The organism is Rhizobium sp. CRRU65, from assembly GCF_048551595.1.
Taxonomy (GTDB): domain Bacteria; phylum Pseudomonadota; class Alphaproteobacteria; order Rhizobiales; family Rhizobiaceae; genus Rhizobium; species Rhizobium leguminosarum_J.
Genome location: NZ_JBLYZH010000020.1, coordinates 97,315 through 110,669, shown reverse-complemented (window position 1 = coordinate 110,669; position 13,355 = coordinate 97,315). Strand labels below are relative to the sequence as shown.

11 protein-coding genes are annotated in these 13,355 nt (G+C 61.2%); 6 read left to right on the top strand and 5 right to left on the bottom strand.

The genetic code is table 11. From position 1 onward, the window contains the following. Nucleotides 1-17 precede the first annotated feature (17 nt). Nucleotides 18-152, top strand: coding sequence for a hypothetical protein (locus tag ACM5SV_RS31340; protein WP_260298902.1), 135 nt, complete (start codon nt 18-20; stop codon nt 150-152). A 165-nt stretch (nt 153-317) separates the two neighbouring features. Here ACM5SV_RS31340 and gyrA read toward each other — a convergent pair whose 3' ends face one another. Then, nucleotides 318-3,155: a DNA gyrase subunit A gene (gyrA, locus tag ACM5SV_RS31335; RefSeq protein WP_017994062.1), complete on the bottom strand. Its 2,838-nt coding sequence runs from the start codon at nt 3,153-3,155 to the stop codon at nt 318-320. A gap of 236 nt (nt 3,156-3,391) precedes the next feature. On the opposite strand from gyrA, the gene ACM5SV_RS31330 reads away from it, so the two are divergent. Continuing rightward, nucleotides 3,392-4,039: a MarC family protein gene (locus ACM5SV_RS31330; RefSeq protein ID WP_222017579.1), complete on the top strand. Its 648-nt coding sequence runs from the start codon at nt 3,392-3,394 to the stop codon at nt 4,037-4,039. Nucleotides 4,040-4,061: 22 nt separating this feature from the next. Here the strand turns inward: ACM5SV_RS31330 and ACM5SV_RS31325 are convergent, their stop codons facing one another. Both ACM5SV_RS31325 and ACM5SV_RS31320 read right to left on the bottom strand, forming a co-directional pair. Further along, nucleotides 4,062-4,427 carry a hypothetical protein gene (locus tag ACM5SV_RS31325; protein ID WP_017994061.1) on the bottom strand — a complete coding sequence of 122 codons (366 nt, stop codon included), beginning with the start codon at nt 4,425-4,427 and terminating at the stop codon, nt 4,062-4,064. A 308-nt stretch (nt 4,428-4,735) separates the two neighbouring features. Continuing rightward, nucleotides 4,736-5,245, bottom strand: coding sequence for a single-stranded DNA-binding protein (locus ACM5SV_RS31320; RefSeq protein WP_012757440.1), 510 nt, complete (start codon nt 5,243-5,245; stop codon nt 4,736-4,738). Nucleotides 5,246-5,529: 284 nt separating this feature from the next. Between ACM5SV_RS31320 and uvrA the strand changes: the two genes are divergently transcribed. From uvrA to ACM5SV_RS31305, 3 genes are read left to right on the top strand one after another with little or no spacing between them, the layout of a single operon-like run. Further along, nucleotides 5,530-8,451 carry an excinuclease ABC subunit UvrA gene (gene uvrA / locus ACM5SV_RS31315; protein ID WP_012757439.1) on the top strand — a complete coding sequence of 974 codons (2,922 nt, stop codon included), beginning with the start codon at nt 5,530-5,532 and terminating at the stop codon, nt 8,449-8,451. Then, on the top strand, nt 8,448-8,909 hold the full coding sequence (locus ACM5SV_RS31310) for a GNAT family N-acetyltransferase (RefSeq protein ID WP_012757438.1): 462 nt from the start codon (nt 8,448-8,450) through the stop codon (nt 8,907-8,909). Before uvrA ends, ACM5SV_RS31310 begins: the two co-directional genes overlap by 4 nt. 24 nt (nt 8,910-8,933) lie before the next feature. Then, complete coding sequence (locus tag ACM5SV_RS31305) at nt 8,934-9,740, top strand: DUF72 domain-containing protein (RefSeq protein ID WP_012757437.1); 807 nt, start codon at nt 8,934-8,936, stop codon at nt 9,738-9,740. A gap of 30 nt (nt 9,741-9,770) precedes the next feature. On the opposite strand, the gene ACM5SV_RS31300 is transcribed toward ACM5SV_RS31305, so the two are convergent. Both ACM5SV_RS31300 and ACM5SV_RS31295 read right to left on the bottom strand, forming a co-directional pair. After that, nucleotides 9,771-10,787, bottom strand: a complete 1,017-nt coding sequence (locus ACM5SV_RS31300) for a DUF808 domain-containing protein (protein ID WP_012757436.1) — start codon at nt 10,785-10,787, stop codon at nt 9,771-9,773. A gap of 351 nt (nt 10,788-11,138) precedes the next feature. Further along, entirely contained in the window at nt 11,139-12,611 is a 1,473-nt protein-coding gene (locus tag ACM5SV_RS31295; RefSeq protein WP_113545092.1) for an NAD(P)H-hydrate dehydratase, read from the bottom strand. 343 nt (nt 12,612-12,954) lie between these two features. On the opposite strand from ACM5SV_RS31295, the gene ACM5SV_RS31290 reads away from it, so the two are divergent. Further along, the gene (locus ACM5SV_RS31290) at nt 12,955-13,293 is read left to right on the top strand and encodes a P-II family nitrogen regulator (protein WP_003579240.1); all 339 of its coding nucleotides are present in this window, start codon (nt 12,955-12,957) and stop codon (nt 13,291-13,293) included. Nucleotides 13,294-13,355: the final 62 nt, after the last annotated feature.

Here is a 13,355-nt window from a genome sequence, read left to right as displayed (position 1 = left end):
CCAGGAAAGGAATGCCTATGTTCACGATCTTGACAATGCTCACCGCCCTTATCAGCGTCATGTTCATCGTGTCTGTGGCCTCGACGATTTCAGCGCTCCGGCGCGAAGGCGAAGAGGTGAAGGCTCTGAATGAAAAACATAGAGCATTCTGACATTCCTCTCTTACTGCCCTCTCCCACCCTTGAGCGGCACCCTTCCGTCGCCAAGGCCATTCAAAGCCGGATGCCACCCAGCGTCCGGCTTTTTCTTTGGGCGTGTCCCGAACCATCTCCGATTTGAAAAGAAAAGGGCGGCTCGAAGCCGCCCCGTTCATTTGATCATTCCTCGGCAGGCCCGGCCGGATCGCCATCGGCAATCGGCGCCTCGTCGCCGCCACCTTCGTCGGCAGCACCTTCTTCAGTAGCAGGTGAGCCTTCGGCGACCTCGACAGCCTCTTCCGTCTCGTCCTCCTCCGGCTCGCTGATGCGCTCGACCGAGACGACCTTCTCGTCCTTGGCCGTCGAGAAGATGGTGACGCCCTTGGTGGCGCGGCTGGCGATGCGGATGCCGCCGACCGGCACGCGGATCAGCTGACCGCCATCGGAGACCAGCATGATCTGGTCGCCATCATCGATCGGAAAAGCCGCGACCAGCTCGCCGATCTCGGCTGTTTTCGAGGTGTCGGTAGCGCGGATGCCCTTGCCGCCGCGGCCGGAAATGCGGAAGTCGTAGGACGACGAACGCTTGCCGAAGCCCTTTTCGGAGACGGTGAGCACGAACTGTTCGCGTGCTCTCAGCTCGTCATAGCGGTCGTCGGAGAGCTGTCCCTCCTCGATGACCTCTTCACCGACCAGCGCAATATCCTCTTCATCCACGCCCGTCGCCCGGCGTTCGGTGGCGGAACGCTTGAGATAGGCAGCACGCTCCCACGGCTCGGCATCGACATGACCAACGATCGTCATGGAAATGATGCGGTCGCTATCGCCGAGATTGATGCCACGCACGCCGATCGAGTTGCGGCCGGCAAAGACCCGGACGTCGTCGACGGAGAAGCGGATGCACTGGCCGAGCGCCGTCGTGAGCAGCACGTCGTCATTTTCCGTGCAGGTCTCGACGGAGAGGATTTCGTCGCCCTCCTCCTCCAGCTTCATGGCGATCTTGCCATTGCGGTTGACCTGGACGAAATCCGACAGCTTGTTGCGGCGAACCGTGCCGCGCGTGGTCGAGAACATGACGTCGAGATTGTCCCAGCTCGTCTCGTCTTCGGGCAATGGCAGGATCGTGGTGATGCGCTCGCCGGGTGCAAGCGGCAGCATGTTGATCAGCGCCTTGCCGCGTGAGGTCGGCGTGCCGATCGGCAGGCGCCAGACCTTCTCCTTGTAGACGATACCGCGCGAGGAGAAGAACAGAACCGGCGTATGAGTGTTGACGACGAATAGCCGGCTAACGAAATCCGCGTCGCGGGTGGTCATGCCAGAGCGGCCCTTGCCGCCTCGGCGCTGGGCGCGGTAGGTGGTCAGTGGCACGCGCTTGATATAACCGAGATGCGAGACGGTGACGACCATGTCTTCACGCGCGATCAGGTCCTCGTCGTCCATTTCGAGACCGCCATCGACGATCTCGGTGCGGCGCGGCGTGCCGAACTCGTCGCGGACGGCGAGAAGTTCGTCCTTGACGATGGTCTGGATGCGGACGCGCGAGGAGAGGATATCGAGATAATCCTTGATTTCCTCGCCGATCTTGTTGAGTTCGTCGCCGATTTCGTCGCGGCCAAGCGCGGTCAGGCGGGCAAGGCGCAATTCGAGGATGGCGCGGGCCTGCTCTTCGGAGAGGTTGTAAGTCAGATCCTCGTTGATGCGATGGCGCGGATCGTCGATCAGACGGATCAGGCTTTCGACATCTTCCGCCGGCCAGCGGCGGGTCATCAGTTCTTCGCGAGCCGACTGCGGATCGGGCGCCTGGCGGATGACGCGGATGACCTCGTCGATATTGGCGACGGCGATGGCGAGACCAACCAACACATGGGCGCGATCACGCGCCTTGCGCAGCAGGAATTTCGTTCTCCGGCTAACGACTTCCTCGCGGAACGAGACGAAAGCGCGCAGCATGTCGAGCAGGGTCAGCTGTTCGGGCTTGCCACCGTTCAGCGCCACCATGTTGCAGCCGAAGGACGTCTGCAGCGGCGTATAACGATAGAGCTGGTTGAGGATAACATCGGCGTTGGCATCGCGCTTCAGCTCGACGACAACGCGATACCCCTGGCGGTCGGATTCGTCGCGCAGATCGGAAATGCCTTCGATGCGCTTGTCGCGCACCAGCTCGGCCATCTTCTCGATCATCGTCGCCTTGTTCACCTGGTAGGGAATCTCGGTGATGATGATCTGCTCGCGGTCACCGCGCATCGGCTCGATGGCGGCGACACCGCGCATGATGACGGAGCCGCGGCCGGTCTCATAAGCCGAGCGGATGCCGGCACGGCCGAGGATCTTCGCGCCCGTCGGGAAATCGGGACCGGGAATGATCTGGATCAGTTCCGGCAGCTCGATTGCCGGATCGTCGATCAGCGCGATGCAGCCGTCGATGACTTCGGAGAGATTGTGCGGCGGGATGTTGGTCGCCATGCCGACTGCGATGCCGCCGGCGCCGTTGACGAGCAGGTTCGGGAACTTGGCGGGCACCACGACCGGCTCGGAAAGCGTGCCGTCGTAGTTGTCGCGGAAATCGACGGTTTCCTTGTCGAGATCGTCGAGCAGCGAGTGGGCAGCCTTTTCGAGGCGGCATTCGGTATAACGTTCGGCCGCCGGCGGATCACCATCGACCGAACCGAAATTGCCCTGACCGTCGATCAGCGGCAGACGCAGCGACCAGGGCTGCGCCATGCGGGCGAGCGCATCATAGATCGCGGAATTGCCGTGCGGATGGAATTTACCCATCACGTCACCGGTGACGCGGGCGCATTTGACGTATTTCTTGTTCCAGTCGATGCCGAGTTCGGACATGCCGTAGAGGATGCGCCGGTGCACGGGCTTCAGGCCGTCGCGCACGTCGGGCAGCGCGCGGCTGACGATGACGCTCATGGCGTAATCGAGATACGACCGCTGCATTTCCTCCATGATGGAGATGGGCTCGATGCCTGGCGGGAGCTTCCCGCCGCCGGGGGGTGTTTGCTCAGTCAAAACAGATCACGATCTCTTCTAGAATCACTTGAAGATTTATAGCGGAAAGCCTGTTGCCGCGCCAATTTCACAGCGCGTTTTGAACAGGCTTTTGCGGCTTAAAGAGGGTAAAACATGCAAGTTGCGCGGCCGGACCGGACAAATCCGCCGCGGGCCGCCGCGGGATATTTGCCAAATCGGAATCCCCGCTTCACAATCATAAAAACCACGCACCCATATGGGGTTCCGGAGAGCCGATGGCAAGCGCCGACCAATTGATCAACGCCTTCACGACGCTGCTCGTCACCATCGATCCACCGGGGCTTGCGCCGATCTTTCTGGGCCTGACGACGGGCATGAGCCGAACCGAGCGCAAGCAGGTGGCGCTGCGCGGCTCGGTCATCGCCTTCATCATCCTTGCCGTCTTCGCGCTTTTCGGCGCGGGCGTGCTCGGGGTGCTCGGGATTTCGATGGGCGCCTTCCGCATCGCCGGCGGGCTGCTGCTGTTCTGGATCGCATTCGAGATGGTGTTCGAGAGGCGGCAGGAGCGCAAGGAGAAGGCGACCGAGGCGGCGATCACCAAGGATCATATCGAGAATATCGCCGTCTTCCCGCTCGCCTTGCCGCTGATCGCCGGCCCGGGCGCGATCTCGGCGACGATCCTGCTTGCCGGCACGCTCGCCACCTCGATCGGGAAAGCGCAGCTGATCGGCGTCATTGCCGCCAATCTGCTCCTGACCTTCGTCATGCTGCTCATCGCCGAAAGGCTGGACCGTTTTCTCGGCGTCACCGGCCGGGCGATCCTGACGCGACTCCTCGGCGTCATCCTCGCCGCGCTTGCCGCACAATTCGTCGTCGACGGGGCAAAGTCGGCGTTCAATCTCATCAGCGCGACGCCGCACTGAAAAACCTTGAGCGCCTTTCAATCTAAACTGCGAGAAGTGCGAACGCCTCATTCGGCGTTTCAGGAACCTGCTCCATAGTCAAAGCGCGCACGATAGCTCTCGTCAACTCGCGAAAAATATCTATCGACGAACCTATGTCCGAATGTGCCATTCGATCAAAGGAGAGAATTCCAAAACTAGGTAATGCAGCCTCACCAAGATCCTCTATCCCCTTGAACAGGCCCGGCATGTATTCCGCGGCAAATCCGGTAAGCACTTTGTGGTGACTTGGAGCAAGTGATAGGGACCACCTCTCTCCCTTGGTACGTTCAATCGGGACATTCACCTGCAGACCTTGCGTTTTAGTGGACTTATCCAGGGTAACTGACAGCAGACCATGTACAGTCATGCCTCCAACCGGCCGAGCTATTTCCGCAGCCACGTTCGTCCGATGAGGAGTGCCTTCTCCGCTGGCGAAAACTTTACTCTCCCACAGACGGCATCGAGTTGAATCCATCGACGGCGGTGACTCGTCCAACCAAAGTCGGAGGCGCGTACCGGAAGCTCTATTAAAGATGTGGCAGCTCATTCAGAATTCCCCAAATTCCGGCCGATGTGGTCTGAATCATCTGCCGCGAAATCAAAGAAAAAGAGCATGACGCCATCCAAGGCATCATGCTCTCTCACGTCTCTCACCAAGCCAGGAAAGGCTATCGATCAGAACGGGATATCGTCGTCGAGATCCCGCGAGAAGTTGCCGCCGCCGCCACCGCCGCGGCTCGGCGATGAAGCGGGAGCCGGGGCGCCGTAATCGTCGCCATAATCGTTGCCGCCGGCGCCACTGCCACGGCCGCCGCTCGCGCCGCCGCCTTCACCGCGGCCGTCGAGCATCGTCAGTGTCGAACCGAAACCCTGCAGCACCACTTCCGTGCTGTAGCGATCCTGGCCCTGCTGGTCCTGCCATTTGCGGGTCTGCAGCTGGCCTTCGATATAGAGCTTGGCGCCCTTTTTCACATATTGCTCGACGACCTTGCAGAGGCCCTCGTTGAAGACGACGACAGTGTGCCATTCGGTCTTCTCACGGCGCTCGCCGGAATTGCGATCGCGCCACGTCTCCGAGGTCGCGATACGAAGATTGGCGATCGGCCGGCCATCCTGAGTGCGGCGGATTTCGGGGTCCGCACCGACGTTTCCAATCAGAATTACCTTATTCACACTACCAGCCATACTTCTCACCCTGCCTGCCGCCCTGCCCGGCGGCGTTTAATCGATCGGCGCACCTTAAACCATCACGGACCGCCGATGCGCATGGGCGGCATTTAATCCACATCTTTATCCCATCAGAAAGCCGCATGCAGTCATCAGGAATTTTGTTCTTTATTTGTTCTAGTTTATCCGTATGATCCTGTCAACAGAATCGAAAACCTTGAGCCCTTGCGGATATTCAGCCTCGACTCGCCCGTCGGCATCACTAAATAAGGGCTGTTATCCAGAAAACCAAAGCAGAGACGATGAGCGAACTGAAGACGATCTCCATCCGCGGCGCGCGCGAGCATAATCTGAAGAGCATCGATCTCGATCTGCCGCGTAACAAGCTGATCGTCATGACCGGGCTTTCGGGTTCCGGCAAGTCCTCGCTTGCGTTCGACACGATCTATGCCGAGGGCCAGCGGCGTTATGTCGAGAGCCTGTCGGCCTATGCCCGGCAGTTCCTCGAAATGATGCAGAAGCCCGACGTCGACCAGATCGACGGCCTGTCGCCGGCGATCTCGATCGAGCAGAAGACCACCTCGCGCAATCCGCGCTCGACGGTCGGCACCGTCACCGAGATCTACGACTACATGCGCCTGCTCTTTGCCCGCGTCGGCGTTCCCTATTCGCCGGCGACCGGCCTGCCGATCGAGAGCCAGACCGTCAGCCAGATGGTCGACCGCATTCTCGATTTCGGCGAGGGCACCCGTCTTTATATTCTTGCGCCACTCGTGCGCGGGCGCAAAGGCGAGTACAAAAAAGAGCTGGCCGAGCTGATGAAGAAGGGTTTTCAGCGCGTCAAGGTCGACGGCCAGTTCTATGAGATCGCTGAAGCGCCGGTGCTCGACAAGAAATATAAGCACGATATCGACGTGGTGGTCGACCGCATCGTCGTGCGCTCGGATGTCTCGGCGCGGCTGGCCGACAGTCTGGAGACTTGCCTGAAACTCGCCGACGGGCTGGCGGTCGCCGAATTCGCCGACAAGCCGCTGCCGCTGGAAGAGACGTCGGCCGGCGGCTCGGCCAACAAGTCGCTGAACGAGACACATGAGCGCGTGCTGTTTTCGGAAAAATTCGCTTGCCCGGTCTCCGGCTTCACCATTCCCGAGATCGAACCCAGGCTGTTCTCCTTCAACAACCCGTTCGGCGCCTGCCCGACCTGTGACGGCCTCGGCGCCCAGCAGAAGATCGATCCGGATCTGATCGTGCCCGAGCCCGAGCGGACGCTGCGCGACGGGGCGATCGCGCCCTGGGCCAAGTCGACCTCGCCCTATTACAATCAGACGCTGGAAGCGCTCGGCAAACATTACGGCTTCAAGCTCGGCACCCGCTGGAACGATCTCACCGACGAGGCCAAAGACGTCATCCTCAACGGAACCAACGACAAGATCGAATTCCACTACGCCGACGGCGCCCGCTCCTATACGACGCAGAAAAATTTCGAGGGCATCATCACCAATCTCGAGCGCCGCTGGAAGGAGACCGACTCCGCTTGGGCGCGCGAAGATATCGAACGCTTCATGTCGGCGGCCCCCTGCCCTTCCTGCAACGGCTTCCGCCTGAAGCCGGAGGCCTTGGCGGTGAAGATCGACACGCTGCATATCGGCGAAGTGACTGGTATGTCGATCCGTGTTGCCCGCGATTGGTTCGAGACGCTGCCGGCAAGCTTCAACGCCAAGCAGAACGAGATTGCCGTGCGCATCCTCAAGGAAATCCGCGACCGGCTGCGCTTCCTCAATGATGTCGGCCTGGAATATCTCAGCCTGTCGCGCAATTCCGGCACGCTGTCGGGCGGCGAAAGCCAGCGCATCCGGCTTGCCTCGCAGATCGGCTCCGGGCTGACGGGCGTGCTCTATGTGCTCGACGAGCCGTCGATCGGCTTGCATCAGCGTGACAATGCCCGGCTGCTCGACACGCTGAAGCACCTGCGCGACATCGGCAACACCGTCATTGTCGTGGAACATGACGAGGATGCGATCATGACGGCCGACGACGTGGTCGATATCGGCCCGGCGGCCGGCATTCACGGCGGTCAGGTCATTGCCCATGGTACGCCGCAGGACATCATGGACAGTCCGAACTCGCTGACCGGTAAATATCTCTCCGGCGAACTTGGCGTTCCCGTTCCCGACGAGCGCCGCAAGCCGAAGAAGGGCCGCGAGATCAAGGTGGTTGGGGCGCGCGGCAACAATCTGAAGAATGTCACGGCGTCGATCCCGCTCGGCGTGTTCACGGCGGTGACCGGCGTTTCCGGCGGCGGCAAATCCACCTTCCTGATCGAGACGCTTTATAAATCGGCGGCACGCCGCGTCATGGGCGCACGTGAAAACCCGGCCGATCACGATCGCATCGACGGCTTCGAGCATATCGACAAGGTGATCGACATCGACCAGTCGCCGATCGGCCGTACGCCGCGCTCGAACCCGGCGACCTATACCGGCGCCTTCACGCCGATCCGCGACTGGTTCGCCGGCCTGCCGGAGGCAAAGGCGCGCGGCTACCAGCCGGGCCGCTTCTCGTTCAACGTCAAAGGCGGACGCTGCGAGGCCTGCCAGGGCGACGGCGTCATCAAGATCGAGATGCACTTCCTGCCCGATGTCTACGTCACTTGCGATGTCTGCCACGGCAAGCGCTATAACAGAGAGACACTCGATGTCACCTTCAAGCAGAAGTCGATCGCCGAGGTGCTCGACATGACGGTGGAAGAAGGCGTCGATTTCTTTGCGGCGGTGCCTGCGGTGCGCGACAAGCTGCAATCGCTGAAGGATGTCGGCCTCGGTTATATCAAGGTCGGCCAGCAGGCGAATACGCTCTCGGGCGGCGAAGCGCAGCGCGTCAAGCTCGCCAAGGAACTGTCGAAACGCTCGACGGGGCGCACACTCTACATTCTCGATGAACCGACGACCGGCCTGCATTTCCACGACGTCGCCAAGCTGCTCGAAATGCTGCACGAACTGGTCAACCAGGGTAACTCGGTGGTGGTGATCGAGCACAATCTCGAAGTCATCAAGACGGCCGACTGGGTGCTCGATTTCGGCCCCGAAGGCGGCGACGGCGGCGGCGAGATCGTCGCGACCGGCACGCCGGAAGCGATCGTCAAGGAAAAGCGGTCCTATACCGGGCAATTCCTGAAGGAATTGCTGGAGCGGCGGCCAGCGAAGAAGGCGGTTGCGGCGGAATGACGATGAGGACGGCGTCGCCCGATGATCTGGAAACGATCGCGACGCTGACAGCAGCCGCCTATCGGCCCTATAGCGAGCTGTTCGGCGCTCCGCCGATGCCGGTGACGGAGGATTACGCGCCGCGGATCGAACGCGGCGAGGTCTGGCTCTGCGAGATCGACGGGCAGACGGCCGGCCTGGTGGTCGTCGAGCAACATTCCGATCACCTCATGCTGTTCAGCATCGCGGTCTCGCCGGCCTTTCAGGGCGCCGGGCATGGACTGGCAATGCTGCGCTGGCTGGAAGGCAAGGCGCGGGCATGGGCCTTGCCGGAGATCCGGCTCTACACCAATGCGCGGATGGAGCGGAACATCGCGCTCTATAGCGCCTTCGGGTTTCAGGAAACGGGTCGCCGGCCGAACCCTTATCGGCCAGGATGGACGCTCGTCGACATGACGAAAGAGATCAATGCGGCCTGAGCGGCTGCGAATGGGGAGGACGACATGACGAAATCCGGCACTATCCGCACCGGCATCGGCGGCTGGACCTTCGAGCCCTGGCGCGGGCATTTCTTTCCCGAGAGCCTGAAACAGAAGGACGAGCTGAATTATGCCAGCCGCCAGCTGAAGGTCATCGAGGTCAACGGCACCTATTACAGCACGCAGAAGCCTGCGGTCTTTGCCAAATGGGCGGCTGACGTGCCCGACGGCTTCATCTTCTCGCTGAAGGCGACACGTTTCGTCACCAATCGGCGGGTGCTTGCCGAAGCCGGTGAATCGATGGAGCGGTTCCTGTCATCGGGCATCAGCGAACTCGGCGATCATCTCGGGCCGCTGCTCTGGCAGTTCGCGCCGACGAAGAAGTTCGATGCAGAGGATTTCGAAGCCTTCCTGAACTTGCTGCCGGCAAAACAGGAGGGGCTGACACTCCGCCACGTGGTCGAGGTGCGGCACGATTCCTTCAAGGTGCCGGAGTTCGTGGCGCTGCTGGCCAAATACGGCGTGGCGCCTGTTTGCGCCGAACATTTCGAATATCCAATGATCGCCGACGTGACGGCCGATTTCGTCTATGCGCGGCTGCAGAAGGGATCAGACGATATTCCGACCTGCTATCCGGAAAAGGACCTGAAGGCCTGGGCTGACCGGCTGGAGACCTGGGCGGAGGGCAAGGTTCCTGATGACCTGCCGCTGATCGATGGAGATCGCAAGGTGAAGACCGAGCCGCGCGACGTCTTTGCCTTCATGATCCATGAGGGCAAGGTCAATGCGCCGCATGGGGCAATCGCCCTGCAGCAGGCGCTGGCGAAGTAGGCAAGGCTGGCCCGCCGATAACGGCAGGCTTCATTTTTTCTCGTTCGCCAGCGCCTCTTTCCGGCGCGGCAGGAGCGACTTGAGGTGCCGCCATAGCGGCGAAACGGCGTAGCCGGCGACCGGAATTGCAATCAAGCCGGCGACGATCCCGACGATGCCAGCTCCTGCGGCCTCGACGATCCAGCTGAGCACCGATGCCAGAACGGGAACTGCATGCGCCGTCGCCTCACCGGCATCATGGATCAGATGCGCAAGGCCGCCGATGCCATAGGCTTCGAGGCCATGAACGATGATGCCGCCGCCGACCCAGATCATGGCGGCTGTTCCGACAATGCCGAGCACTTTCAGAAAATAAGGCATGCCTGTGACGAGCCCCTTTCCGATCGAACGCAGGAATGCGCCGATCGGAGACGCCGTCCGCACACGCGCCAGCATCAGACCCAGATCATCGGCCTTGACGATAAGCGCCACACCGCCATAGACCAAGACCGTGATGCCCAGCCCAACGACGGCAAGGATGACGGCCTGCGTGAACATGCTGCCTGACGGCACTGCGGCGAGCGTAATCGCCATGATCTCGGCCGACAGAATGAAATCCGTCTTGATTGCGCCGGCAACCTTCTCGTCTTCTATGGATTTGGCATCGAGGCTCGTCGCCTCGAGCGCCGATTCATGGGCGTGGGCCGCGTGCGGCAGCACCAGCCCGTAGACTTTTTCCACACCCTCGTAGCAGAGATAAAGTCCGCCAATCATCAGCAGCGGTGTGATCGCCTGCGGTGCGACAAGGCTCAGGATCAGTGCTGCCGGAAGCAGGATCAGAAGCTTGTTCTTCAGCGAGCCGAGCGCGATCTTGCCGATGATCGGCAATTCGCGTGCTGCCGAAAATCCGGTGACATAGCGGGGTGTGACGGCCGCATCGTCAATGACGACGCCAGCCGCTTTCGCGCCTGCTTTGGCCGCCTGGCCGGCAATATCGTCGAGCGAGGCCGCAGCCACCTTGGCCAATGCCGCGATATCATCAAGAAGGGCGATCAGGCCAATACTCATTCGAGCCTCCGTCGGGAAGACAAACTTACACAGTAAAACGGAAAGCCCGTGAACGAGACGCGGAATCCTCCGCCGGGAAGATGCCACGCAAGGATCGCGGCGACAATGGCCGTTATTCAGCCGGCATCGAGTTCAACCCGCCCTCGATGCTGCTTCTGCGTCAGAGGTGCAGGAGGCCATCAGCGGGCAGATCCGGCAGATGGCTGGATCCGCGGCGTCCGCGCTCCTCAATCCTGGCCCATGCCGAGGCGCAAGCGCATCGGACCGAAAATCGGAATCGATTGTCGGAAAGCACAATGCGATTGAAAGAGCTAGAGCGTCCGTTGTGCGTCCCAAAGGACGCAAGGCGCTCTAAAGGGGCAACACCTCGGCTGCAAGCTCCTCCGCCGTCAGCCCCTTGCCGGCGCGTTGGCCTGCCTCGCCGTGCAGCCAGACGCCGGCGGCCGCGGCCTCGAAGGCCGGCAGGCCCTGGGCCAGCAATCCGCCGATGATGCCGGCAAGCACGTCGCCGGAACCGGCGGTGGCAAGCCAGACGGGAGCGTTGGTATTGATGAGCGCACGGCCGTCTGGCGCGGCGATGACGGTATCGGCGCCTTTGTAGATAATCGCGGCATTGGCGCGGCGGGCGGCGGCCACAGCCTTGTCCACCTTGCCGAGCCTATCGTCGCCGCCGATATCGGGAAAGAGCCGGGCGAATTCGCCCTCGTGCGGCGTCAGCACCAGACGCGGCTCACCCCGGAAAAGATCAAACAGCTGTTGCGGATCGTCCTTGAACGAGGAGATGCCGTCGGCATCGAGCACCAGATGGCGATCGGCAAGGACCGAGACGAAGCCGCGCGCCCTGGCGCCGATACCGAAACCGGGGCCGAGGACGAAGGTCTGCAGCCGCTTGTCGGAGAGCCAGTCGCCGAGGTCGGCCTCGTCGTCGATGGCATGCAGCATGACGGCGGTGAGATGCGCAGCATTGGCGGCCATCGCCGCGCGGGGGGCTGCGATGGTCACCAAGCCGGCGCCGGCCTTCAGGCCCGAGATCGCCGACATGCGCGCGGCACCTGTCTTGTGGGCCTCGCCTGAGAAGACGACCAGATGACCGCGCTTGTATTTGTGGGTTTCCAGTTGCTCGGCCGGCAGCACGCGCTTCCAGGCATCCGGCGTGTTCTCGGCGATGACACCGCCTGCCTCAGCGCGGATGATGCGGGCGGGAATACCGATATCGAAGACCTCCAATTCACCGCAAAGCTCCCTACCCGGCATCAGCAGATGACCGGGCTTGCGGGTCATGAAGGTGATGGTGTTGTAGGCCCGGAAGGCGGCACCCAGCACCTTGCCGGTGCGACCATCGAGGCCGGAGGGCAGATCGATGGCGAGCACAGGAATATCGGCCTCGGTGACGCGGCCGATCAGCGCGCGCACATCGGCCGGCACCTCGCGGCCAAGCCCCGCCCCGAACAAGCCATCGACGACGACGTCGCCGGTTTCCGGCCGATAGAGGTCGAGTTCCTGTCCCTTGAGCGCGCAGTTCATGTGGGCACGGGCGGCATCACCTTTCAGCCTCATGGGATCGCCGAGGTGGAAGAGCGCCACCCTCGCCCCGCTTTCCTGCAGATGACGGGCTGCGACATAGGCGTCGCCGCCATTGTTGCCCGGTCCGCAGAGTGCGACGAAACGCAAAGCTCCGGGATAAAGGCGCAGAGCAGCGGCCGCGACCGCGGCACCTGCCCCCTCCATCAGACCGAAGGAGTCGATGCCGGATGCCGCAGCGGCCGCGTCGACCGCGGCCATTTCGGCAGGCGTGAGAAGAAGGTCGGACAGATGTTTGATCATCACCCTATTCAATCAAAAAACGCCTAAAAAACAACCGCCTGAAATACCAAAGAGAAGGACGCAATTTAAGCATTTGCCTATATTTTCATCTCCAGACGATGTGTATTCGCAGTTGCGAAAATACCTGACTTTTTCCGTTTCGGATGTGATTTTGATCGGAGACAATGTTTTTCCACCCGTTCCGCCACCAAAACCACATAGAATTCCCCGCAAACGCGCCTGTTTTGACAGAATCGACGTGTTTTTTCGACAAGATGGATTTCAAACTGGCACGATATCTGCATCATATCCGGCGAGCGGGAAAATTCCTGCCATAACAAGAGAAGCGGAGAGACATTTTCTCATGAAAAAGATCGAAGCGATCATTAAGCCTTTCAAGCTGGACGAAGTGAAGGAAGCCCTTCAGGAAGTTGGCCTGCAGGGTATCACGGTCACGGAAGCCAAGGGTTTCGGCCGTCAGAAGGGCCACACGGAACTCTACCGCGGAGCTGAATACGTCGTCGATTTCCTGCCGAAGGTTAAAGTCGAGGTCGTACTGGCCGACGAGAACGCGGAGGCCGTCATCGATGCGATCCGCAAGGCGGCGCAGACCGGCCGCATCGGCGACGGAAAGATCTTCGTCTCCAACATCGAAGAGGTTATCCGCATCCGCACCGGCGAGACCGGCATCGATGCCATCTGACCACTTTGCCAATCGCGCAAAGTCCGTTACCGTCATCGCCGACCTACACCGTCATCGCAAAT

Coding starts and splice junctions, on each gene's coding strand:
- ACM5SV_RS31320 (WP_012757440.1), bottom strand. CDS start 5,245: ATGGCTGGTAGTGTGAATAAGGTAATTCTGATTGGAAACGTCGGTGCG.
- ACM5SV_RS31295 (WP_113545092.1), bottom strand. CDS start 12,611: ATGATCAAACATCTGTCCGACCTTCTTCTCACGCCTGCCGAAATGGCC.
- ACM5SV_RS31305 (WP_012757437.1), top strand. CDS start 8,934: ATGACGAAATCCGGCACTATCCGCACCGGCATCGGCGGCTGGACCTTC.
- ACM5SV_RS31300 (WP_012757436.1), bottom strand. CDS start 10,787: ATGAGTATTGGCCTGATCGCCCTTCTTGATGATATCGCGGCATTGGCC.
- ACM5SV_RS31330 (WP_222017579.1), top strand. CDS start 3,392: ATGGCAAGCGCCGACCAATTGATCAACGCCTTCACGACGCTGCTCGTC.
- ACM5SV_RS31340 (WP_260298902.1), top strand. CDS start 18: ATGTTCACGATCTTGACAATGCTCACCGCCCTTATCAGCGTCATGTTC.
- ACM5SV_RS31310 (WP_012757438.1), top strand. CDS start 8,448: ATGACGATGAGGACGGCGTCGCCCGATGATCTGGAAACGATCGCGACG.
- uvrA (WP_012757439.1), top strand. CDS start 5,530: ATGAGCGAACTGAAGACGATCTCCATCCGCGGCGCGCGCGAGCATAAT.
- ACM5SV_RS31325 (WP_017994061.1), bottom strand. CDS start 4,427: ATGACTGTACATGGTCTGCTGTCAGTTACCCTGGATAAGTCCACTAAA.
- ACM5SV_RS31290 (WP_003579240.1), top strand. CDS start 12,955: ATGAAAAAGATCGAAGCGATCATTAAGCCTTTCAAGCTGGACGAAGTG.